Genomic DNA, 24,484 nt, shown 5'->3' on the forward strand with positions numbered 1-24,484 from the left:
AAATGTTATACTACTGCTGAGGGCTTTTTCTGCTCTGTTTTTTCAGGTGAAACAGGCCATCCTACCTGGTGGCAGAGGAGAGGAACCAGTATGCAATTGCGGCAGCTCGAGTATGTTGTCGCTCTTATCCAGTGGAAAACCATGCGCAAGGCAGCGCAACATCTTTATGTGAGCGAAGCGACTATCAGTCAACAAATTCGCGAACTCGAAACTGAACTGGGGCTGAGTATCTTTCAGCGAGAGGGGAATCCACTTGAGCCTGGCCTGGATCTTCAGGTGATGACCGATACCGCGTATGTTGAGACGCAACACTCTTTTGACCAGTTTACCACTGCGGAACCTCTAGAAGCTCACCTGAAAGCGCTAAGAAAACCGCTGCTGGTGATTTTTGGGGCTGAAGACCAGATTGCAGTAGGCGCAGCCAACGACCTGTATGAGTATCACATGGTGCCAGGAGTGCAGGTAATCGTCTTGCCAGGGGTTGGTCATTCACCTCAGGTTGAAGCTCCAAACAAGACCGCTGAATTGATCGTAGCCTTCCTGAATAACCGGCCATAGTACCATACCCACTTATCTCCAACATAGGGTAGCCCACGACCTTGCGCAACGAGATTGCCATCTGCATCCGTCGGCCAAACCTGTGGTAAAGTTCACCCTGCAGGTCTGGTGACAGATGCGGAAAATGCAAAGATTTTTTTGGAGCGAATTCGTTGACACATGCATCTCGTTGCACATCCCGTGGGCAGAACTTTTTCGTTGATTGCATGCTCATCTAAAGATGGTTCATCAAAAGCACATATCCGCGTCGAATCCTGGTACGAAGTCAGATCTTTCACACCTGGGAACAAATGCTTGTAGATCCTTGTTGAGCAGCAAACTTTATGGCACGATGCGGCAAAATATTGCTCCTCAGTATATCCTCTCGCCTCGGCATGGAATGCGTAGCACATCGCGGAGTGGGTGGAGACGCTAGCCGCAAGACCATCTTGACTCATTTAGAGCTTCTGTTGCTTCGCTTCTTTATAGTTTCCCCATGCCAAGACCAAGCTCAAAAGAGATGTTATCAACATGAAAATAGCGCAAAAATAGTTGATACCACCTCCACCGTACCATATTCTTTCAAAAAAAACCCAACTACAATAGAGACATATGGGAGAGAACAGAACACTTACCACTACTGCAATCCTGTATTTCCATTGCATTTTATGATCCTCACTGATGCGCTTATTCCTACTCGTGTATACGTAACTTTCAGCTATGTTGTTGCGCATGGAGGCAAGTTGAACCCCACGAAACCAGTAACACGTGGGGTGCAAAATACCTGCTCTTGTTCTCTTTCTTCTCTTCTGGAGGTGTGCCTATGATCATATATGATGTAGCCCTCTGGCGGTTCTGGCCGTCCTCTGAGTTCCCGATAGTTGATGAGATTGAAGCCTCTTCTCCTCTGCTGGCCGCGCTCAATCTGATGCATCGTTGTCGGCTCAAACATGCTTCCTATGTGGCGGTGGCCGCGCCTGGTGGTGGCATCACCCGATGGGTCAATGGACTCTCGCTCGTGCTGGATGAGGAAACAGAAGAACAGGGGGTGTCCCAATGAACGCCGAGATGCTTCTGATATCTCCAGTTGAGTTGAAGGTGGTCAACCGCGGCCCTGATACCTTCTTTGTGAACTTTAAGTTTGTGGGATCGGATGGCCGCCCCAATGGTCAGCCGCTCCCTGACCATATCGCGAACCAGCTGGATGCCTGGCAGAAGACTGCCCGCAAAGAACACGTGCACGTACCAACCGATCTGACCTTCACCTATTGGGCGGGTGAGCAGACCTATAGCCAAACCTTGATGATGCGCGAGCATGGGTCAAGTCCCTGGTCCTGGCTACTCTACTCCGATGATATCAAGATCAACCTGTCCTATGGCACCCTCAAGGGGAACGTGTTCTGCCAGGCGCGTTTCTCCTCGCACCTGTTGCACATGATCGGGCCGGAACAGTCTATCGTGGCGGCTGAGGCCATGTTGCATGAGTTTATCGGTGAGTTGTTCCATCAGCAGGCATCGGAAGTGCACTTGTGCATAGATCTGCAGGGGTTCGACTTTTCAACGCTGTGCATCCATGATCCTGACCGCTTCCCGTTCGTCTCTCGCGTCACCAACATTAGTGACCGGCCGCTCCCTCCGACCAATGAGGAACAAGAGGGCGGACTCTCTGAGCGGGACTACGCCAGGCTGCAAGAGCAAATTGAACAGGACAAGCACGCGCTTGAACAGGAGTTGCTGCTGCAGCCCGCGCTGCGCACGACGCACCAGCGCATTGCAACCCTGGACTTTGGCTCTCATGCCTCTGACATCTCGGCCCAAATTTACAACAAGACATTAGAAATCAAGAAGCATCAAAAGCAGTGGTTTGAACCGATCTGGCTCTCGAATGGCTGGAATGGTCGCTCTGAGATCTGGCGGTTGGAGTTCCGATTTAAGCGGGCCTTCTTCAACAAATACGATCTTAATGAGGCGTTCACGGTGATCGCGATGTTTGAGACGCTCTGGAAGTATGCTACGGAAGAGTGGCTCCGCTTTGTGGATCTCGAACAGTCCAGTGACTCTAACACCTCCCGGCTTCCGACACATACCGTATGGGAACTGGTCCAGCAGGCCTACAGCGTCCAGCATGACACCTGCACCGCTGATCCTGCTGGCGAGCAGGAAAACCGTATCCGGCAGGTCATACAGGAGAAGCCGCTGCAGGTGATCAAACAGGCCGAATACATCCGCATTGATGATGAACTGCAGCACGTGTTCTGCTGGTCAGATGATGATTTGTTTCAGCTGGTACGCTCTGGTGAGAGTCCCGCGGCCTGGTCGCGCTGTCTGCTCTCGGTGGCCTTTCTCACCTACGTTGTTGAACTGCCGAGCAAGCTGCGCATGACTGAAGCGGGTAGGCAATATGCAGCCCTGGAAGAAAGTCTCCGTGATGTGTCGGTTGACGTGCTGCGCGATCTGGCCCGCTCTGCCCTGGCGGGACTCTCCCCTGATCAGCTGGTCGAACTGCTCGACCACCTTTCACCCAGGTCCTTTGAAGAAGTGCGCACGCGCCTGGTCAAGCGCGATCGGCGCATGGCAAAGCTCGATAGTCTGATTGCCCTGCTGGCCGGGACGTTTCGGTCGGCGGTCGCCCTGGCTCCGCCTGATGAGATTGGCGAAGTCAGCAGCATCACGGGCCAGCGGGTCCGGCAACCTGACCTCTATTCTGATGCCCTGTGGGTGCTGCGTAAGATTCAGGACTACGACAAGAAAAAGGAACGGGTCTACTGTGAAGAGGTCTGGAAGAAGCGCCTGGCCTATGGCTTTGTCACGGCGCTTCAGCTGGAAGAGGAGCGGAAATACTACGGCGTCGACCTGGCTCCCTCCGACTGGTCCGAGGTCAATACAATCTTCGATGAATTGCGCTCTAAAGGGCATCGATCAAAAAATGGCAATCCTGAAACTGACTCTGATAATTTTTCGGATATCGCATAGGAGCACTGCTTATGAAGATTACAGAAGCTATCAATGGGTACATCATAGACTGCCGCACACGTGGCCGTAGCAATCGCACAATCGAATGGTATCAGCAAAAGCTCACCTTCTTCGCGAACTGGCTGGCCGAGGAAGAAGGGATCGTTCGTCTCCATGAAATTACCACGACTCACCTGCGCTCATTTGTGCTGCATGTACAAGAAGCTCCTATAGGAAAGAAAGTGACAGATAATGATGAGAAGTCGCCGGTCTCTCCCCTGACTGTAAAGGGATACGTCCAGGTCATCAAGGGGTTCTGCTCCTGGTGCGTAGAAGAAGAGTTGCTGGAAAAGAATCCTGCATCGCGCCTCAAGCTTCCCTCTGTTCCCGATTACATTATCCCGACGTTCTCAGCAGAGCATATCAAGGCCATGCTGGAAGCCTGCGACACCTCAACTCCTCTAGGGTTTCGCGATTTCACTATTATCCTCGTGCTATTAGAAACTGGCATCCGTGTATCTGAGTTGTGCGGGCTGCGCCTGCAGGATGTGTATGAAGATCACATCAGGGTATTCGGAAAAGGCCGTAAAGAGCGCGAGGTTGGCATAGCACCAGGCGTGAGTAAGTTCCTCTGGAAGTATGTCCACCAGCACCGCAAACCTGCTGCAGATGCTGAAAATCTAGTTTTTGTAAACCGGCATGGGCACCCTCTTACTCGTAGTGGAATCGAGCGTTTCCTGGTTGAACTAAAAGAGAAGGCGGGGATACAGGGGGTTCGAGTATCAGCGCATACCTTCAGACATACTTTTGCTAGAATCTACCTGGAACAGGGCGGCGAAATTTATAAACTTTCCCGGCTCATGGGTCACAGTAGCGTTGAGATTACAGAGGAATATCTCAAGGATTTTGACTCCAGATCGGCCCGAAAAGAACAGCATAAGTTCTCTGCGGTGTCTGCTATGGAGCTTCTACGGAAGAAAAAACACAAGCATTCTAATTGACATAACGGGGATGTTTTGGTGCGTAGAAAGTGCCTTCTACGCACCAAGACCTGGTAAAAAAGAGGCCCAAACAGGGGGTTTTCCACTTCCTCCCGTTTGGGTCCTTTTGGCTTCTGGAGCCATTTTGTATTGCTGAGTGTTCCCGACTGGAATCGAACCAGCGCACCCGGTTCCGGAGACCGGTGCTCTATCCACTGAGCTACGGGAACTTCATCAAGGAGTATACCATATTCGTCAAGCTTTCTCAAGTCGCATCTCAAGCCAGATAGCACCGCATTAAAGTAAAACCCCTTAGAGCCTGTTTCCCTAGTATTTTCACCACGTCCTGTGCTCTCAACAGTCAATCAGGGGTGTTTTATGCTTTACGCTAAAGCAAAGCCTTAAAAAGCAACGGTACCTGCACATGCGCAAGAAAAAGCGCGGTTTTTTACTATGAGGTGGGGGCAGGCACACGAGATTGCACTACCTGTATTAGATCGCCCACACGCAAAAGACCCTTCTCTTCCGCTAGCAAATACTGGCCGAAGAGCACTTTTTGCTTAACCGTTCTAAAGCGTGCAAGCGTCCTGAGAGGTTCTTTTCCAGCCACTTCGCCGGTGCGTTGGTCAACGTTTGTAATGGCGCAGCGATCACAAGGCTTCACCAAGTGAAAAATCTGTTGATTAATACGTATCGTTTGCCAGTTGTCTTCCGCAAAGGCCGGTGCACCGGTGATCACCAGGTTGGGGCGAAAACGCTCCAATGGCACAGGTGTATCAAGAAGCTGGTTCACATGGGCTACCGAAGCTTCCCCAATCAGGTGATAGGGATAGCCGCTGGCAAAACTGACGATATCTTGATTGATGGCATAGTCAGGATTCACAGTGCGCTGAGTCGTCTCAGGCATAAAGACGAGTCGGCATGAGACATGTAAGAAATCTTGAAACCATTCGTCAATCTCTTTGCCGATAGGGAGCACTTCACAAATACTGCGCGAGATACGCACACTGAGGGGAGTTATCTGTTCCAGATGAAAAGGAACGCGCAACGACGGCATCCCTGGTGCCTGGAGGCGTAATCCATCTTCATGTATCTGTGGGACAATACAGGCCAGGCGCGGATGGCTCAATTGATCATAGTAGGTTCCTGCATCGTTCATCAGCATCCAGCGCCGATCATACCTCAAACCCCGCCTTTCCATCTGCGCTTCTTCAACCTCGATCCCAGCGCATGCTTTGATAGGATAGATACGAATACTTTTCAAGACAATCTCTGACACGATAACTCCTTCCATAACCCCGCGAGCAAGTTCTTCTCTCCATCGAAGATGAGTAGGGGCACTGCTCTGCTGTATTTCCAGGCTCATTTGAAAGTCTGCGTTTCTAACTGATGAGGGTTATCAACTCATAACCGAAATCCTGTGTCCGAGAGGCAATGACCTCCCGGGCATCGTTGTCTTCACCATCTGGAAATGTGACAAATCCGCCTGCTTCTTGAACCAATAGAAGTCCCGCAGAGTAGTCCCACACGAATTGTCCGTAAGCAACGTAAGCATCCAATCGCCCTGCGGCTACATACGCCAGGTGTAAAGCTGAGGACCCGAAGTCTCGAATCCCCTTTACATAAGGTATCAATTTCAAGGTCTTTGATAATGCTACTGCGCTTCTTTCAGGATCGGATGGAATCCCCAGTGCTACCAGGGCGGTCCGCGAATCAAATTCCTTGCTCATCGAAGCGCATAATTTTCCTGGCATATTGTTGTTTGGTTCTGCATTGAGCCACATGATTATTTCACTTGATTTTGCGTATCTTGCTCCCTGTCCTTTGAGACTAAAGAAGAACTCTTTATGATAAGGATCATATATCACTCCCATAGTTATGGCGCCATTTTCCATATATCCGATAGATACAGAAGAAAAAGCAATGCTCCGGGTGAAATTTGTTGTCCCATCTAATGGGTCTATTATCCAAATAGAAGAACAGTTTCTGCCATATAAAAAGCTTTCCTGCAACTCTTCTGAAAGTATTTTATCGTCGGGGAACGTTTGATGAATGACCTGTTCAATAATACGATTGCATGTAAAGTCAACGTCAGTAACAACATCCATCGGTGATGTTTTCTCGATGATGTCAATCTGTGTACCAAATTTTTGAACCATGTGATCCCCTGCGGAGAGAGCTGCCTCAATTGCAGCTATTAACTTAAGTCGTGAATTATGCACGCTAAAACTCCTAAAATCCGGCTAAATTGATGCCGATATAAGCATCTCTATCACAAGCCTGCTATTATTGCTGTAGAGGCATTATCTCATGCAATTCACAAGTGTTCAACGATAATAGCCTTTGCTATTTACAGAGGTGTCATTCTACTTTCTTAAACTACCCGATGGGTTAAACGATATTGCTCCCATAGTGTGTCTTTTGTATAGCAAGATAGATAATGAAAATCATCAATTTTATGTATTGATACACATGGAATTATTTGTTATGCTGTGCAGGCGATGATTAGTGTGGTGTGTGGATAGATGGGAGCTGTAGCCTATGATGCCTTTTCAACCTCTTTCAACTCCTCCTCGTACGTCGTCTTTGTATGATATTACTGAGCAGCAAACGTTGACCGATGCGGCCTCACCACGTGAGCCGGAGATCATTCCTCCTCTTATCTCTGTGGATGCAGATGGGGAGTCGGCGCTGGCTCCCGATTCTACAGTTGTTCTATTGAAAAAGCAGTACCAGTCGTGGATACTGCCTGTGGTGCTGATCGTGGCTCTGGCTGGTGGCATTTTCTGGCTCTGGCGGCCGGCGACCGCTATACCAGCATCACCTCCAGTACTGCCGACCGTCAGTGCTACGGCTGAGAATACGGGTGATGCCTCGACGGCGAGTAACGCGGATAGTGGCAATATCCAGGTCTATATTACGGGCGCGGTCGCGCATCCCGGTGTCTATACACTGGGCAATCAGGCACGCGTATATCAATTGCTGCAGGCCGCTGGCGGTCCACTGCCCGGTGCTAATCTGACCGCGTTGAACCTGGCGACACATCTGAGCGATGGACAGGAGATATATGTGCTCCATGCCAATGAGACACCAGTAACCGGTGGATCAGGCGCGACCACTGCCACGAACACGGCCGGTAGCAAGGTAAATGTGAATACGGCCAGCGCGGATGAGCTGCGCCAGGGCCTGCAGATCAGTAGTACATCGGCGCAAAAAATCATTACTTATCGGCTACAACATGGCCCATACTTATCCGTAGATACGTTATCACAGGTACTAAGTAAAACCGTCTATACAAAGATAAAGGATATGGTAACCATAGCATGACAATTACACATGGATTTATGACGTTGCTGCAGGGCGCGATCTGGGTTGTGTGTCTATTGTTGGGTATAGGCGTGGGGACATTGCTGGGACGCTGGCTGGGTGTGCTATTGGGCTGGATGGTGGCGACGTCGCTGGACCTGAATATTCTGAAGGGGGGACGACTGGGCAAGCGTCTAGGAACGTTGATTGGCCTCGGCATCGGTGCCGCTATCGCGGCTTTTTATGCCAATCAACTGGCAACTCTAATGGCACACCAGTTCACGACTCATTAAGACAACGGCGTGCCAGCTTCAGAATGCTGAACGGGCGCGGAACATCTACAAGCGCTTGAGGTGGTAGTGTGGGGAGGAGGAAGTGATGGGCGAAATACGTCCGGGGCCAGCACCTGTTCCACGGTTTGCGCTACCCGGGTTGCCTGTTGTGGTATCAGCCATCGGCTGGTTGACCGGTATCCTACTGGCTACCTGGTTTGCAGCATCCTTTCCCTTTTTACTCCTCTTCGCGGCGATAGGAGTCCTGCTGGCCCTCATCTACTACTGGCGGACACCTACACTACGCCAGCCGCTGCTGGCACTGCTATTTCTTATTCTGGGAGCCTGGCGCTATACAGGGGTCCTGCCCGGCAATGATCCACTGTCAATCGCGCATCAGATCAGTTCCAGGGCGGTAAAGGTGCAGGGTACGGTCAGTGATGAACCACGTTTGGAGGGGCGGACACGTCTCTTAAAGGTTGCGGTGGAGGGGATTGTCACGCCAGGCAGCACTGGCTGGCAGACGGTACACGGTACGATTGAGGTTCAGATCAGTGGAACCAGTATTGAAGATGTCTATGGCGCCAATTATGGAGATCAATTGATGCTCCAGGGGAAGCTTGGCGCGCCTCCTCCCCATGGTCCAGCGGACGTGCTGGCACAGATGGCGTTTCCACGGCTCACCATCACCGGTCATGGTGGAAATCCGCTCGTCGCCTGGCTCTATCACTGGCGCGTTCAATTTATGACGTTGATCGAGCAGTCCCTGCCCCAGCCATACGCGGCCTTGTTGATCGCGATCGTGCTCGGCCTGCGTACGCCACAACTCGGGTCGCTGAGCCAGGCATTTAACGTCACTGGGACCGCGCACCTCATCGTTCCATCAGGATTTAAAGTTACATTGACAGCCGGGCTGGTCGCCAGCTGTACGCGCTGGTTTTATGAGGGCTGGCTAGCGACAAAGCTGGGTGGCTCCAGGGTGCGCGGTTGGCAACGCTGGCTCGGTACCCTTATCGTGCTGCTCTGCATCGCCGCGTATACCGTCCTGAGCGGCGCTGGCTCAGCGGCCATCCGTTCAGGAGTGATGGGGGGCCTGCTGGTGCTGGCCCCCCGACTGGGTCGTACCTACAATATCTATACCGCCCTGGCCTTTACGGCCATGGGCATGAGCCTGCTCGATCCATTGGTATTGTGGGATACAGGCTTCCAGCTCTCGTTTCTGGGGACGCTGGGTATCGTGCTCTTTACACCCCATATCCAACGACCCCTGCATCCACTCACTCGTTTACCGGGGGGGCATTTCCTGGTAGAGACCTGCGCTGTGACGCTGGCGGCACAACTGGCAACACTGCCCATCTTCGCCCTTACCTTCCAGCAAATTTCGTTTATCGCGCCCATCGCCAATATGCTCACCGTACCGCTGCTGGGGATCATCATTACCCTTGGCCTGCTCCTCTGCGCGCTGGGACTGATCTCAGCGCTGGCGGCAACTATCTGTGGCTGGCTGGTCTGGCCGCTGTTGTGGTATATGAGCCAGAGCATCCTTATCTGCGCGGCCCTTCCCGGTGCCTATCTGAGTGTCACTACGCTGGATAGCCGCCTGGCCTGGCTGTATTATCTTCCTCTCTCCCTATGGCTGCTCTTCCTATTGAAACGCCAGTCCAGCTATCCAGCCAGTGAGAAACCCCACGTCCCCGGAAAATCACGCTCAAAATGGGGGCAGCGCTTACTCTATGGGGGCATAGCTATTACTATTATTGTGGCTACCGCTATCGCCAGCCTGCGCTCACAGGCCACGGGAACAACCATCATCGACTTCTTGCGCGTTGGTCCCACTGGTAAGCCCGCGCAGGGTGAGGCGATCTTTATCCGTACGGCAGACGCCAAAACGATATTGATCGATGGCGGACTGGATGTACCATCCCTTTCTCAGGCGCTGGATAGCCGCCTCCCATCCTGGCAGCGTTTCCTCGACCTGGTCATCTTAACGGTTCCACGCACTGACCATCTCCTGGGATTACAGGATGTGGTGACACGCTATCGCGTTGGCGCGGTCGTTGATGGAGGCATGCTCCATCCTTCGGCCACCTACGCCCGCTGGCGGCAGACGATTCAGGAACAACGGCTTCCCTATCAATCTCTGGCACGTGGAAACGTGCTCACAATAGGAGAATATACGTCTCTGCAGATCATGTGGCCGGGCGCGCAACTCCATCCCAGCAAGAGCATACAGGATAATACGCTGGTTATACGCCTCGTGGCTCCCGGCATCCAGCTGCTCTTGCTGGGTACGGCAGCACAAAGCCAGTATGCTCTTTCGCAATTAAGTAATCAAACGACATCAGGTGCGCTCGGTGCTGATATTGTTCAGATTGTTGGTGATGGTCAGCAACCAGTGCGCAAAGAATTGGGGCCTCTCATTCAGCAGGCTCATCCATCGCTGCTGATCGAGACCCCTCCGGCAACACAAAAGAAAGGCCATGCGACTGGTGTAACCGCCATAAAGCTACCAGAAACACTATCCCATATGCATACTGTAAATGTAGGAACAGCGGGTACAATTGAAGTTACAGGTGATGCTCAAGGATGGAAGGTAGCCCCACCATAACGGGTCCGCTGGCGCCTTGTTGCATCTACAACCTATATCTTTTGCGTACGTACAAGTAAGTAAACAAAGACATACGGCGCATGGCAACGCGGCAGGAGATACTGTCAGGGTGTGTCAGAGCCGTGAAAACCTGCGTGTCCATTGATAGTAAGAGAGACTTGGCTAACCATGTTTTGTACACGTTGCGGAAAAGAAATAGCAGAGACAACCAGGATATGCCCGGCATGTGGAAGCAGCACCGGCAATGAGCAACCACATACATCGTATGGCGCATATCCGCCACTTGAAAACGGGTCGCCCGCATCCCGGCAGCGACCAAACATTGTATCACCAGTCCAGGAGCCAGCGCCACATGGTCCAGGTCAGAACTCATATCGTCCTCCCCACACCAATGGCTATGCCGCCTCACCTCCACCTTATCAGCAACCGCCAATGTACCAGGCCTCATTTACCGCCTATGCTGCGTCTGCAGATGGAGCCAGCGCATTTACCATCACCCAGAGAGATAACACGGCCCTGATAACGGAATTTATTTTATCGCTAATCGGTATCTTTGGGGTTGGCTGGCTCATGACGCGTGAAACAACGGTTGGATCTATCTTGCTTGTATGCAGTTTCTTCCTCTATTGGCCATTAATGATCCTCGGCACCCTGTTTACGTTTGGCTTCGGACTGATCTGCCTGGGGCCGCTGGCCATCGGGGCCATTATTCTCAACGTTGTACTGCTCAACAGTACCATCAAGCGTCAAGCTACCCACTTCATCATCACACCCCAGCCGCCTCAAAGGATGACGGTACCGCCTCAACGATATTAAAGCGGGTATTTATCGGGGAGCTTGAGCGTCCCCATACAGGCGTCGCATGCGCGGCCGCACTGGTATTATATAATGGTGCAGCAGGGGCGCGAATGCGCCCCTGCTGCACCATTATATAATACCAGTGCGCACCTACGGTGCGCACAATCATGCCAGCCGCAGGCTATTTGGGGAAGGCCAGGCGGCGATACTTTTCTTTGGATTCCAGCCAGGCTTCATCGGAGAGGCCTAGCTTTTCGCGCAAGCCATCCAGCGAGATACCATCGCGCAACTGCTGTACGGCAAAGGTATCGCGCAAGAGTTGCAGGGTCACGCGCTTCTTGATATTGGCCGCGCTCACTGCCCTGGCCAGAATATAATTCAGATTGCGATCGGTACAGGGGAAGACCACATCTGTCACATGATAATTCTGCTGATAGCGGCGGAAGATGTCAGTAAACTCAGCGGGCAAGGCGATGCGGCGCTCACGATGCTGCTTGTTTGTTGAGGCGGCAAAACGAATTGAGACCAGTGGATTATGGGGATCGATCAAATCGATATGGTGAACCTTGAGTCCCATCACCTCTTCTTTTTTCAGGCCAGCTCGTAAGATAAGATACACCAGGCAGTGACAGCGGGCGTCCTCCTGGGCCGCCTCCATCAACTGCCGAACCTCATCGTCCGTAAGGAGTTCGGGGAGCGGCGGCTGTGGTCGCTCCAGTGTAAGGCTGGCGGCCGGGTTCTCGCGAATAATATGCTCGCGCTCTAGCCAGGTAAAGAAGTTCTTCAGGAATGTGACGCGACGGGCCATCGTCTTGGGAGCTGGCGTCATACCAGGTGTACCAAACTTCAGCTTCATCAGCCAATCCGTCACGTTCTCTTTCGTAATGCGGCCAACCGGGATATCAGCGCCCATGAAATCTATCAGCATCTTCAAATCCGAGAGAAAGCATGTCACAGTGTAATTAGATTTGCCGCGCAGCATCAATTCCTGACGATACGGTCCCGCGCAGGCGGCCAGGCTGGTCTGCTCGTTCAAAGCAGCCATATGCTCGGGTGGAGACGCAGGTGCTTCAGACTCATCGAATTGATCATCAAGCACAATGGGGGTTCCGAAAAGATTGTCCTGTTCAATGGGTACTTCTTCGGTTTGTACCGCGATAGGCTTTGTTTCCTGCTCAGAATCCTTCTGCATTTTAGCTCCTCGTTGCTTTATATATTTCAGTTGCACGTTCGTATGGAGTCGCAGCCGATGGTATTCCCATAATGTACCGCATTGGTACAGGAAAACGTCTCGATGCACACGTCCGTCAATGCTCTCTTATTGCCTCATGCCACATACTTATGCATTTCATTATAGCAGAAGATGAAAAGATAGCAAAGCATCTCATACTCATTCAAGACAATTCTTCGTGCACAAAAAAACACCTTCCAGATCGCAACCATCCAGAAGGTGCCGCACACAATGCGCTACAGTCACATTGATATTTATCTGTTATCTATATAAAAAAAAGGCCTGGAGCTACTCGCGCTCGGCATCCAGGTCTTCGGCATCCCACTCTTCGTCTTCGTCTTCATCCTCATAATCATCATCGAGATATTCAAGGTCTGAATATGAGTAATCAGTTAAATACGACTCTCGACGAATCTGGATGGTCGGCTGAATGACAGGAAAAGGCTTCAATCCGTTTAACGCATCCGGGCCTTCCATCTGCATTTCGGGCATAGGAGAACTTTCTCTCACCAGAACATTTTCTTCTATGGCTACCGACTCAAACCCCAGGCGCCGCAGGTCCATTACCATTCCAGGCCAGATGTCTTCAGAGTCGATAGCCCACCACTCACGACCCATGTAGCGCACCGGTCGGACGCGCAGCGGTCGGTTCCCCAGATCATTCAGAATCGCTATCTGACGGCCCGATGGTTTGTTAGCTTGTTTTGATCCCACTTAGCACCTCCATAAAGTTTTGGTGGTGACACCTGAACCTCATACCTTCGTCCTTGAAGATCTATTCCAGGATATACGTAAACTCTTACTCCTAACGGTCTTATGATACCTCGTTTTTCTCCGTAACTCAAGAGCAGATAAGGGTTTTCATTAATATTCACATCAATATGGGAGATATCTCGGTGTCAGGAATACCTATATATGATTATACGTCCATACTACATATTTCTTTTCAGGGTTCGCAAATCTGGCATTACTCCAGGGGTCATTTAAACGTCTTTTCTTGCCGCCTTCGTCGGCGCGAAAAAAAAGAAAAAAAAGAAGTCTGTGGGGACTTGATCATGCTCGCACACACCCCGTCAGGGGCTGCCGCCCCTGCACCCCGATTCCTACGGAAGGATGGAGCGCTTCCAAATTTACTGTTCACTTACTATAACACTTCGGCAGTATCCAATATTCCAGCCACGCGAGCTCATCTACATTGACTCGCCACTTAAAACAAGGCATAATTGAGAAGATCAGGGTGTATCTACAATACAGGTTCAAATCATAAAGGCGGCCGTTGCCATGATGCAAGCGAGAAATTTTTTCCGTGCACGAAACGTGCCCCGCTCAACCCTACGGCGGCTCCGTGTTATACCCAGTTACTTCTTTCTGGTCTGGCGTTGGAGTATGTGGCTCTATGCGCTTATCGTTATTATCTTCGCCCATTCTACATATATTGATAGCCAGACAATCAAATACGGGTCGATGGCAACCCTTCTGCTGATCATTACATTCATTGAGACCCTGATTGTCACCCTCTATGCTCCTGTCCTGCACATCCTGTTTCCACGCTTACTCTCAGGATCGGTGCGCTCCCCAAAGAACCAGCCGGACGCCTTACGGCATCGGCGGGAGGACGAAGAAGGAGAGGCAGGGCTCATTCCTCCCCTGGCGCAGACACGCAACCATTATTGGAATATCGCCATTTATAGTATGGATGTGGTTATCTGCGGGCTCGTTATGTATTTTAGTGCGCCATTTTTGAATCCACCTTTCGGCCTGGGCTCACCTTTCTACCGCTATGGGATGTCGACTGTTTTCGCGGCCGCAGCGGCGTTCCGCTACCAGGGTGGCCTGCTGGCCGCTCTGGGCTACGATCTGTTCGCGCTGCTGGGTCTGTTTGTACATGCACCCGGCGCTGGCAACTACACCCCCAACGCGGTCGATATCGCGGGCTCGCTGGTCGATACGCCTATTGTGGCTATCCTGGTCGCCTACCTGTCCAATCTGCTAGAAAACTATGCACGCAGCAAGCGACAAGAACGGGAGAATGCTCGCACACAGGCCGCGCTGGTCCACATTGGGGAGGCGCTGCTCCAGAGTAGCGGCGATCGCCAGCAATTATTGCAGCGCAGCCTCAAATCTATTCAGAGAGGCCGTTTTGACCGCCTGACCATCGCGCTGATCGATCTTGCACGCGGGGATGGACAGGCCGCCCGCGTGCCGCTTCACCTGGCTCCTATGTTGATCTGCCAGGAAAATACGTTTACAGCGGATCAACTGCCAGATAGCAGCACCCGACTCATCCAGAAGGTGCTGCAGACCAAACAAAAATTGCTGACATTTGAACCGATTGAGGATGAGAGCAGAGGCATCGCGCGTCTGTATCTGCCCCTGCGCAAAGATGAACATGTACAACTGGTGCTGGGGGCCGAAAGCCTGCGCATGACGCCATTCAACATGCAGCACGAGAAGTTTCTGACCATCGCCGGTACGCAGCTGCTGGTGGCGTTAGATAATATCCGTCTGGCGGAACAAACGGTTCAGCTGGCAGCTGATGCCGAACGTGGACGTATCGCTCGTGAGATTCACGATGGGATCGCGCAGTTGACGTACATGTTGAGCCTGCAGGCGGAAACATGCGAGGCTCAGGCACAGCGCATCATCGAGGCGTCGGAAGAGGATGCCGAGCTGCTCGCTCCGCTGGCGGAACGTCTGGGCAAGATGGTCATGATCTCCAAGCAGGCCCTGTGGGAGACGCGCAATTATATGTTCTCGCTCAAACCATTAATGAGTGGTACCACAACCCTGACGCAGATGCTAAGCAACCAGCTGCGCGAATTTGAGGCGATCAGCGATATCCCGACACAGTTACATCTAGAAGGATCAGACGATATATATGATGAGGCACGCCTCCGCTCGCGCCGCTATGCGCAGATGGGAACGACGTTCTTTCGCATCGTGCAAGAAGCATTGACCAACGCCTATAAGCATGCCGGGGCCAGCCAGCTCGATGTTGTAATACGCTACCAGCCAGAACAGATTGAAGTTGATATCCACGATAATGGTCGTGGTTTTCCCTTACCCGACATACAAGATATGCGGCAGACGCCTGAAGAACCACAGATTCTCTCCGGCCACGGCATAAAAGGAATGCGCGAACGTGCCATCGAGCTTGGGGGGCACTTCACCATCGTACCACAGACGGACGGTGGCACAACCGTTCGTGTCGGCATACCTTTCTAAGCAGAAAAAGGAGTTTCCCATGCCCAAAATCCGCCTCATGATAGTTGACGATCACGAAGTAGTCCGTTTAGGAATGCGTGCCGCATTTGAGCTGGAGTCCGACATCAACGTGATCGGCGAGGCCAGCAACGGGGCCGAGGCCCTGGCCAAAATCAATGTCCTCATGCCCGAAGTTATCCTGATGGACGTGCGCATGGAAAAAATGGGAGGGATCGAAGCCTGCCGGGAGATCCGCAGTCAACATCCCCAGGTAGCGGTCCTGATGATCACTTCTTATCCCGACGATGAGGCGGTCACCGCTTCAATCCTGGCGGGCGCCAGTGGCTACCTGCTCAAAAACGTGAGCCGCACAGAACTGCTCAAAGCGGTGCGCCAGGTAGCGAGTGGACAATCTCTACTTAAACCAGATACCACCAGAAAGGCCATTGCACACATGACCAGCATAGCCAGCCACGGTGGCACCACACCTGGAGACGAGCTCACCGATCGCGAACGGGAGGTACTCGCGCTGGTTGCCCGTGGCTATACCAACAAACAGATCGCCGAAGCCCTTTACCTCAGCGAGAAGACCGCCCGCAACCACGTCAGCCACATCCTGGAAAAGCTGGGTCTCTCGCGCCGCAGCGAAGCAGCCGCCTACGCCGTCGAACACAAACTCACCAATCCCCGTGGCTAAAAATCACACACAATTGAAAGTTAACGGGGTGATGCCACACGGTGCGCAGTCGCGCACCGTGTGGCATCACCCCGTTAACTTTCAATTGTGCATCCGCTCACGAAAGCGGATATACACTTACATTGCTATACACCACAGTCGTCTTCTCCCCTTGATCCCAGGCGGCAAGGAAACCGATGTCACCCCCGTTTAAGGTGGCATCCTGAATAGGGGCGGGCTGATACATCCCATTGATATAGAAGAGCAGCGTACCGTCGCGTGCAATCACCTGCAACCGGTTCTTATTGGTGCCGGTCTTAAGGTCGGGAGAGGCCGTCCAATCGCGCAAAACGGTCATGGAGCCTAAATCATAGTTCTTTGAAACAGAAATTTTATAATTCCCCTTATCATCGACCTCAAACAGATACCCCTTCAAAGGGCCGACATCCATACGAAAGAAGAGTCCGCCAGAATGCCCGCTCTGAATCGACATATCGACCTGGGCGGTAAAGTTCTGGAATTGCTTGCCCGCTTCATGGCATCCGACGAAAGTATTCAGCTGGTTGGCGGTAACGTGATAGCCATCATCATGAAATGAGCAGGTCGTCAGATTGGTGTCCCACTGCGCCGCCTGGGTGTTGGCATCATTTGGATTGCTCAGGGCGTCCGAGTAGAGTGGGTTGGCGGCGGTCGCCGTCTGGATGACGCCCGCGGTGGCACTGGCCTTCGCCTGCGCCGTCGCCGTGGCTTGCTTTTTCGCCGTCGCGGTCGCGGTCGCTTTAGCCTGCACCGTCGCCGTCGATTGGGCGACCGCGGTCGCGCTTCCATTAGCCTGCTGTACCGCCGTGGCCGTAGCCGCCTGCGCCGTCGATTGCAGGTCTGGAGTAGCCGTAGGTGGAACAGGAGTGGACACAGCCACCGGACGATTGATGGTCTTCATTACCGCGTAGGAGACCGGGATAGCGATGATCAATAAAATGATAATGGCGATCATGGTCACGATCCAGCCCTGCGTGCGAGCCGGGTGATTTTTCTGCAGGTCCGGTGGTGGATACAGCGAAGCCTGGGCCGCGTACTGTCCGGGGGACTCTCCATAATATCCATCCGCCGGCACGGCGACCGCTGGCGTTGGGCGCGGCGCAGGTGGATAGGAGGTGGGCGGGTAAGAAGCGGGCGGAGGTACAGTCTGCCGACGTGTCGAGGGGGTAAAAGCTCCGCTCGGCTGGCTTTGCACACTGGCGGCCGGTAACTTGGCCGTTGGACGAGCAGTGCTGGCACGACAGAAGGCGGTGGCCAGTTCATTGGCGCTCCCATAGCGCGCTTCCGGCTGCTTCTCCAGTGCCCGCAGCATCACATTTTCAACCGCGGGCGAAAGATTGGGCACATAAATATGCGGAGGTGGAGGCAGTTTATTGACATGCATAGCCACCACAGCAATCTGATTCTCGGCTACAAACGGCAGATGCCCGGTAACCATCTCGTAGAGCAACACGCCCAGCGAATAATAATCGCTACGCTCATCGGCCCGATAGTTCGACTCAAATAGCTCTGGAGCGATATAATCTACCGTTCCCAGCACGTTGCCCGTACTGGTCAGCTGCGTAGAATCGTTCGCGGTACGCGCAATACCAAAGTCGGCCAGGTAACAGCGCCCATCAGCATCCAGCAGCACATTGGAGGATTTAATATCTCTATGAATGATACCCTGTCCGTGCATATAATCAAGGGCATCGGCGATATCACGCAGATAGCGACAGGCCTGCTTCAGCGGAATCGGGGCGCGCCGGATGCGCGCGCGCAGCGTACCTCCATCCATAAAAGGCATGACGATATAATATACATTCATGCCATCGAGACGACAGGTTCCTGTATCATAGACCGGCATCAGATGGGGATTGTGAAGGGATGCCATCAACTGGGCTTCACGAATGAAACGTCTCAGGAGATCTTCATCCTCACGCTTAAACACTTTTACCGCCACTTCGCGCTCAAAGTGGGAATCATAGGCCAGGTAGACATCGGCCATACCGCCACGCCCTCTGAGCTGCCGTAACTCATACCGATCGAGGTTCTTTCCCTCCAGATCTGCCATACATTATACTCCAATACACCAAAAAGCAAGCAGATAGGAACTGCTACTGTTGTTTGTTGATAAACATAAGATATAAAACGATCTTAGCAGCATTTCGTTGCTGTCTTTTGCTATGTCTTATAAAAAGATACAACGAAATCCGGACGCAAAAATAAAGAAGAATCTCAGGCCGGTAATAATACGCAGCATATCCAGGCAGGTAGCACGTCTGTCATTCTGATGCGTTTCTCATGATGGTGGTGGGGAGTGAAAAGAGGTCGGCCTGCGATGCACATAATATCAAGATACATACACAGGTGAGGCATAACCTGCCTACACAAGTACATGCCTCATTATATCATAAAGCCGCCACATTCACAACGGATATGATGGATCTCACGATCCGCCTGCCGCCCGTCTACAACTTGACATAGAGCTGCGATATGGCATCATAGCGATAGACGGGATCACCGCGATGGTAGTGTAAGACGCCGTTATCATTCTCCAGCCAGACCATGATCTGTGTGCCAGCGGGAGCATGAATCGGGTAGCGCCAGTGATCCAGGGAATTGGAGCCGGTGACACCAAGCAGCCAGGCGCCGCCATCGACATTAATGGTATTGGGATTAAGGTCACTGCAGGGGACCGAGTTATCGTCGTGCGTATCGTTCACCTGAAAATCACAGGCCTGCAAGGTCTTGCCGTTCAAACTGGCTGTGGGATCGGCATAGGGATAGTTGCTAAAACCCGGGATGGATTTACGCGGCAGCATAGCCTGCGTCCAGATCCAGGCACCTGGATGCAGTGCCAGCGAGGTCTGTACATTCAGGCGTACGCTGACGTTGGAATTGATGTGCACCGTCAACAGGCAGCCATTGGAGCAGTCGGGCGTGTAGTCTTCCTTCGAGGGCACCTTGATGAGGGGCGTCGGTAGTACCTGGCGCGTGGTGGAGCCCTCGATTTTTGTCAGTACACCGCCCAGGGCCGCCAGTGGATACTGGGGAGAAAGGGTCAGAACCATCCCAGGCTGCAGGCGATGGCAGTCCTGCCCCACATCGTGGCTCAGTTGCTTCACGGTAACGGCATTGGCATCGCTAAATACTTCGCTGGCACTGTACATGTGCATGCGATACGCCAGCACCGCGTCACAGTTATCTCCCTCGCCCACCGTATATTGAACCGAGCCGACCTGGGGTAGCGTCGTCAGAAAGGCTGGCATAGGCGTGGGGGTCGGCAAGTTAGAGACATTGGACAACGTATAAAACATATTGGTGACAGAGGGAATAATACCGCTTCCGGCATGAGCCCCGTAAATAAATGTAGGGACCGCCAACAATACCATGATAGGTACTACTATTATGAATTTCCATGGTATGGAACGAAAAAAGATATGCAAGTTTTCTCTGGGCGTGCTTTTCGGGTGAAAACGACGAGCCATGGGCGACTCCAATCTAAACTAGTCTTTTCCACACGCATTATAGCAGGGAATGACCGTCAGCACTATCAATAAAAATAAGAGGACAACGCCAACGGCAAAGCAATGCCGGTCGTACTTTTCCACGTGAAAACAATGTCCGCGTTACACCTCTCATGTATCAGCATGTTCCAATGCGCACAAAATCATTCCACTCCTATCGTACTACTATCTTTTTTATATACACCATATCCACCCCTTTTATAGCCTGTAGACAGAAAAATAAGATAGCCCCTATTTGCTATATTCATGATGACATGGTGCCTTACATAGAAATATATCGACCAAAAAGAGCATTCCTTTAGTCTCCCTATTTTTGCAATTTATCGCCACTAGCTCATCCTCGGTTGAGGCAGAAGTACTGGCTCGCGCAAAGAGGAACGCTCAGCCTCTCCCCGGGGAGAGGCTGAGCGTTCCTCTTTGCGCGAGCCAGCATTTACTCTTAGCTACTCTGGCGAGCCATATAGGCGTGGATGGCGCGCAGGATGCGCTCAGGGGTGAAGGGCAATTGCCGGATGTGGATGTCGGCGGCATCCAGAATGGCGTTGGCAATCGCCGGCGCGACCCCGTAGAGAGGGATACCTGCGACCGCTTTGGCCCCGAAGAGCTCGGTGTTATCCTCCGATTCGACCAGGTAGCTCTGCAGTTCGGGCATCTCGACCGCGCTGAAGGGATGGGACTCCGACCAGCCGCCATTGAGGGGCGACCCATTCTGATCGTAGAACGTCTCTTCGCTGATGCTACGCCCCAGGGCCAGCGTGACGTCACCGGCGATCTGTGTCTCCAGCAAAGCGGGATTGATGGGGTGGCCGGCGTCAACGGCGGTAATGATCTTGACGATACGGATACCACCGGTCTCAACATCTACCTCGACCTCGACGCCCTGGGCGGCAAAGGTCATGGGGATAACCTGAGACTTCCAGGAAGAGTTGGTCATCAGCTGGCGACCCTCTTCGTACATAGCATGCGTCGCCACCTCAGCCAGGGTCAGCTGGGTACCAGACGCCCCTTTGATGATCCTATCGCTGATCTTAAGGGTCTCGGGGAGCACGTTCAGCATGCGACCCGCCACCATCAGGATCTGACGGCGGATCTGTTCGGCGGCCCGCTTCACCACGTTACCACTCATGTAAAAGGCCGTCACGTCGTTGATGTCTCGCTCAAAGGGCGCCACGCTGGTGTCAGACGCGTGTAAGAGAATGTCAGACATAGAGACACCCAGCACCTCGGCCGCGATCTGCGTCAGGAAGGTTTGCAGCTGCGTACCGTTCTCGCTGCGTCCGGCGAAAAGATCAAATGAGCCATCCTCATTGAGCTTGATCATCGCCCCGCTGGTGCCTCCCACCAGGCCGGGATCACCATAGAATGCGAGGGCCAGGCCAACACCATGGCGATAGCGGTCATGGCCGCGCCTACCACGCCGTTTCTTCCATTCCAGCTTCTCTTCCACCACACGCATACAGGCGGCCAAGCCACAGCTTTCAATGACAACACTGATGTCACGGGCACCGCTGATGGCTGAGCGTAACGGATAACGATCCCCGCTCTTGAGCCAGTTCTGTCGCCGCAAGGCCGATGCATCCATCTTGAGCTGACGCGCGACCTCATCCATGTGGCTTTCGAGCGCGAAAAATTCATGCTGCAGATCATAGGCCTGCGTCGTGCTGGCGGGCGAGTGATTAGTATACAACACCTCAGCCAGGAAGCGCATGTTAGGACAGGGATAGAGGGCCAGGGCATTCACGGTATGCGCCTGGGACGTCAAAGGATGGGTGGCATAGGCGCCAGTATCGGCCAGCACCACCATCTGGCTGGCCAGCAGAGTCCCATCCCGCTTCACACCGGTCTTCATGCGCAGAATATACTGCTGGCGAGTATGGTTACTGCGGAACTCTTCGGCGCGTGAATATTCCAGCAGGACGGGGCGCTTTGTGACCATGGTCAGAAGCGCGCACAGGTCCTCACCCTCCATATGCTGGCGCTGACCCAGGTTGCCGCCAATCTCTGGCTGCTCAACGCGAATGCGGCGCAGTGGCAGGTCTAGCAGCCGCGCCAGCGTATGGCGGATATAGTGTGGCAGTTGGGTATTGGTGCGTACAACCAGATCGTCTTCCGCATCGAAATAGGTGAGAACACTATATCGCTCCAGGGGAGCCTGCTGTACCGGTGGCACGATGTATTCGGTCTCAATCACATGGTCCGCCGAAGCAAAGCCCTGCTCAACATCGCCCACCTCATTGCGAACGCGAGCGGCAATGTTGCGCACGGCATCCGCGATCCCCTGCGACTCCCGCTCACTATGGACGCGGGGCGCACCCGCAGCCAGGGCCTGGCGCTGATCCAGTATCACCGGCTGCACCTCGTATTCAACCGAGATCAACCCCAGCGCCTGGTCCGCAACCTCCTGCGTCTCGGCCACCACGGCCGCGACACGATCACCGACGTACCGCACGACATAATCCAGGCAGTATTGATCCAGCAGCGAGCCTTCACCACTGGCGCGCTCAATACTGGAATAGGGGATGCGCGGCACATCTTTATAGGTCAATACAGCCAGCACACCGGGCAGCGCGCGGGCAGCGGAGGCGTCGATAGAGCGGATGACGGCGTGGGCATGGGGACTGGTTAAAATACGGGCATAGGCCATTCGGCGCGGCTGCACGTCGCTGGCGAACGCCGTCTTGCCGGTAATAGCTTTGACGGCATTATGGGCCGAGGCGGCTGTTCCAATGACCTGTAAGTGTGGCCGGGGGGCTGGCACGGTCGGGGCTGCCGACTGGGCCATCATCTGCGGCGTAATCACCGGAATTCTGGTCGTAACGGCGCCGCTGCTTGAGGCCACACCGCTGGTCTGCTGTGAGCCTGACCGCCTGACTATCTCCTCGGCCTGCTCCGTCGCGGGCAGATCAGCGGCAATCGTGGTCTGATTCAATGGCTCAACCTGCTCGCCACGTAAGATGGCGGCCGCGCGCAGGACGGCCTGTACAGGTTTGACATAACCGGTACAACGGCAGATATTGCCGGAGAGCGCGTCGCGCACCTCAGCTTCTGAAGGGGAGGCGTTGCGCTGCAAAAGAGCGTGGGCGGAGAGCAGCATACCAGAGGTGCAGAAGCCACAGCCAGCGGCCCCCACTTCCACAAAGGCCGATTGCAAAGGATGCAGTTTGTCGGCACTGCCCAGACTTTCTACCGTTGAGAGGGTGCAGCCACCCACCTGAGCCGCCAGCATGACGCAGCTCGCGCGTGGTACGCCATCGACCAGCACGGTACAGGCGCCACACTCACCCGTCTCGCATCCCTGCCTGACGCTGCTATATCCCTGGCGGCGCAGTAGCGAGATCAGCGGCTCGTTCGGCGCGACCTCCAAACCCTCAACGACCCCATTAATACGTAATTCGAGTTCCATCTATCCTCCTCTTTCAGATGACACCATGCCGCGCCAGCTGGCCACGTTCATTGCTTCTTCAAGCGCGCGATAGGCTAACCCCATGCCACTCACGCGTCGATAACTACTGCTGGCACGCACATCTGCAGGAGGGCGAAACATGGTCATACCTTCTTGCAACGTGGTAAGAAGCCTCTGACTGTTAAGTGGATTCATGATCGGCTGACCCTCAAGCAATTGCTCAACCCCATACAGCCGAACCGGCTCCATTGAAGCACCTCCCAGCGCCAGGCGTACCTTGCGATAAACCTTATCCTCAATTTCAACCAGGGCCGCCGCGTTAAGCAGCGCGACATCAGCCGCCGTGCGACTAACACGCATCAATGAGGTGCCACTACTCAAAGCCGGGCGAGGCACGATAACCTCAACGATCAGTTCGGCTGGGCGGCGCTCGATGGCAACTTCCTGGCACGGAATACGGCGCTCCTGCTTTCCTTTATAAACAACGCCAGACAACGCCAATCCGGGGCGATCATACGTGCCACCGCTCAGATCTATCTGAGATTTTGAGCCTGAGCGCACAACAACTTCCGCCTCCAGGGCGACCAGGGCCGTCAACAGATCAGCCTGCGAGGCTCCACCGGTCGCGATGGTCCCCCCAATGGTTGCGCTATTGCGTATCAAGCGCGAAGAGGAAGAGGCGTAGGCGGAACGAGCCAGCAGGCCGGTGGCGAAATCCCTCAACAGGGGCTCATCCACCATCTGCTGCAGCGTCGTCATGGCACCGATATGGATTCCACGGGCATCTTCAGAAATAGAGGCAAGCTCCAGGTCCCGCAGATCTACTACAGCCTCGATACTATCATCCTGTAGACCCAGCAGATAGGTTCCACCAGCCAGGGGTACCGTCTTGACATCAAGACGACCCAGTAACAGAAGAACATCGTCGATGTTCTCCGCCCAATGATATTCAATCAGCTCGGATAGCAT

18 protein-coding genes and 1 tRNA gene are annotated in these 24,484 nt (G+C 53.4%); 10 read left to right on the forward strand and 9 right to left on the reverse strand.

Features of this window, described 5'->3' with window-relative positions:
- The first annotated feature begins 90 nt into the window (after window positions 1-90).
- The 4 genes from KTT_RS05745 (at window position 91) to KTT_RS05760 (ending at window position 4,490) form a co-directional block, all read left to right on the forward strand.
- Complete coding sequence (locus KTT_RS05745) at window positions 91-558, forward strand: helix-turn-helix domain-containing protein (RefSeq protein WP_160145668.1); 468 nt, start codon at window positions 91-93, stop codon at window positions 556-558.
- Window positions 559-1,360: 802 nt separating this feature from the next.
- Complete coding sequence (locus tag KTT_RS05750) at window positions 1,361-1,597, forward strand: hypothetical protein (RefSeq protein ID WP_126595069.1); 237 nt, start codon at window positions 1,361-1,363, stop codon at window positions 1,595-1,597.
- Between the two features lie 8 nt (window positions 1,598-1,605).
- Window positions 1,606-3,510, forward strand: coding sequence for a hypothetical protein (locus KTT_RS05755; RefSeq protein WP_126595070.1), 1,905 nt, complete (start codon window positions 1,606-1,608; stop codon window positions 3,508-3,510).
- Between the two features lie 11 nt (window positions 3,511-3,521).
- Window positions 3,522-4,490 carry a tyrosine-type recombinase/integrase gene (locus tag KTT_RS05760; RefSeq protein ID WP_126595071.1) on the forward strand — a complete coding sequence of 323 codons (969 nt, stop codon included), beginning with the start codon at window positions 3,522-3,524 and terminating at the stop codon, window positions 4,488-4,490.
- Between the two features lie 137 nt (window positions 4,491-4,627).
- On the opposite strand, the gene KTT_RS05765 is transcribed toward KTT_RS05760, so the two are convergent.
- The 3 genes from KTT_RS05765 to KTT_RS05775 all read right to left on the reverse strand — a co-directional run bounded on the left by KTT_RS05765 (window position 4,628) and on the right by KTT_RS05775 (window position 6,691).
- Window positions 4,628-4,699: transfer RNA gene (locus tag KTT_RS05765), tRNA-Arg, on the reverse strand.
- A 221-nt stretch (window positions 4,700-4,920) separates the two neighbouring features.
- The gene (locus KTT_RS05770) at window positions 4,921-5,748 is read right to left on the reverse strand and encodes an MOSC domain-containing protein (protein WP_160145669.1); all 828 of its coding nucleotides are present in this window, start codon (window positions 5,746-5,748) and stop codon (window positions 4,921-4,923) included.
- Window positions 5,749-5,851: 103 nt separating this feature from the next.
- Window positions 5,852-6,691: an inositol monophosphatase family protein gene (locus KTT_RS05775; RefSeq protein WP_126595073.1), complete on the reverse strand. Its 840-nt coding sequence runs from the start codon at window positions 6,689-6,691 to the stop codon at window positions 5,852-5,854.
- A gap of 319 nt (window positions 6,692-7,010) precedes the next feature.
- Between KTT_RS05775 and KTT_RS05780 the strand changes: the two genes are divergently transcribed.
- The 4 genes from KTT_RS05780 (at window position 7,011) to KTT_RS05795 (ending at window position 11,471) form a co-directional block, all read left to right on the forward strand.
- Window positions 7,011-7,796, forward strand: coding sequence for a ComEA family DNA-binding protein (locus KTT_RS05780; protein WP_126595074.1), 786 nt, complete (start codon window positions 7,011-7,013; stop codon window positions 7,794-7,796).
- Window positions 7,793-8,068, forward strand: a complete 276-nt coding sequence (locus tag KTT_RS05785; RefSeq protein WP_126595075.1) for a hypothetical protein — start codon at window positions 7,793-7,795, stop codon at window positions 8,066-8,068. The genes KTT_RS05780 and KTT_RS05785 overlap by 4 nt, the downstream gene beginning before the upstream one ends.
- Window positions 8,069-8,153: 85 nt before the next feature.
- The gene (locus tag KTT_RS05790; RefSeq protein ID WP_126595076.1) at window positions 8,154-10,655 is read left to right on the forward strand and encodes a ComEC/Rec2 family competence protein; all 2,502 of its coding nucleotides are present in this window, start codon (window positions 8,154-8,156) and stop codon (window positions 10,653-10,655) included.
- Between the two features lie 168 nt (window positions 10,656-10,823).
- Window positions 10,824-11,471: a zinc ribbon domain-containing protein gene (locus KTT_RS05795; RefSeq protein WP_126595077.1), complete on the forward strand. Its 648-nt coding sequence runs from the start codon at window positions 10,824-10,826 to the stop codon at window positions 11,469-11,471.
- 163 nt (window positions 11,472-11,634) lie between these two features.
- On the opposite strand, the gene KTT_RS05800 is transcribed toward KTT_RS05795, so the two are convergent.
- Window positions 11,635-12,645, reverse strand: a complete 1,011-nt coding sequence (locus KTT_RS05800) for a tyrosine-type recombinase/integrase (RefSeq protein WP_126595078.1) — start codon at window positions 12,643-12,645, stop codon at window positions 11,635-11,637.
- Window positions 12,646-12,972: 327 nt separating this feature from the next.
- Entirely contained in the window at window positions 12,973-13,398 is a 426-nt protein-coding gene (locus KTT_RS05805; RefSeq protein ID WP_126595079.1) for a hypothetical protein, read from the reverse strand.
- Between the two features lie 567 nt (window positions 13,399-13,965).
- Between KTT_RS05805 and KTT_RS05810 the strand changes: the two genes are divergently transcribed.
- Window positions 13,966-15,909: a sensor histidine kinase gene (locus tag KTT_RS05810; protein WP_126595080.1), complete on the forward strand. Its 1,944-nt coding sequence runs from the start codon at window positions 13,966-13,968 to the stop codon at window positions 15,907-15,909.
- A gap of 19 nt (window positions 15,910-15,928) precedes the next feature.
- Window positions 15,929-16,585: a response regulator gene (locus KTT_RS05815; protein ID WP_160145670.1), complete on the forward strand. Its 657-nt coding sequence runs from the start codon at window positions 15,929-15,931 to the stop codon at window positions 16,583-16,585.
- 97 nt (window positions 16,586-16,682) lie between these two features.
- On the opposite strand, the gene KTT_RS05820 is transcribed toward KTT_RS05815, so the two are convergent.
- The 4 genes from KTT_RS05820 to KTT_RS05835 form a co-directional block, all read right to left on the reverse strand.
- Window positions 16,683-18,656: a serine/threonine protein kinase gene (locus KTT_RS05820; RefSeq protein ID WP_126595081.1), complete on the reverse strand. Its 1,974-nt coding sequence runs from the start codon at window positions 18,654-18,656 to the stop codon at window positions 16,683-16,685.
- Window positions 18,657-19,053: 397 nt separating this feature from the next.
- Window positions 19,054-19,977, reverse strand: coding sequence for a hypothetical protein (locus KTT_RS05825; RefSeq protein WP_126595082.1), 924 nt, complete (start codon window positions 19,975-19,977; stop codon window positions 19,054-19,056).
- A 574-nt stretch (window positions 19,978-20,551) separates the two neighbouring features.
- On the reverse strand, window positions 20,552-23,515 hold the full coding sequence (locus KTT_RS05830; protein ID WP_126595083.1) for a molybdopterin-dependent oxidoreductase: 2,964 nt from the start codon (window positions 23,513-23,515) through the stop codon (window positions 20,552-20,554).
- The gene (locus KTT_RS05835; RefSeq protein WP_160145671.1) at window positions 23,516-24,484 is read right to left on the reverse strand and encodes an FAD binding domain-containing protein; all 969 of its coding nucleotides are present in this window, start codon (window positions 24,482-24,484) and stop codon (window positions 23,516-23,518) included.

The organism is Dictyobacter aurantiacus (assembly GCF_003967515.1).
In the GTDB taxonomy this organism is placed as follows: domain Bacteria; phylum Chloroflexota; class Ktedonobacteria; order Ktedonobacterales; family Ktedonobacteraceae; genus Dictyobacter; species Dictyobacter aurantiacus.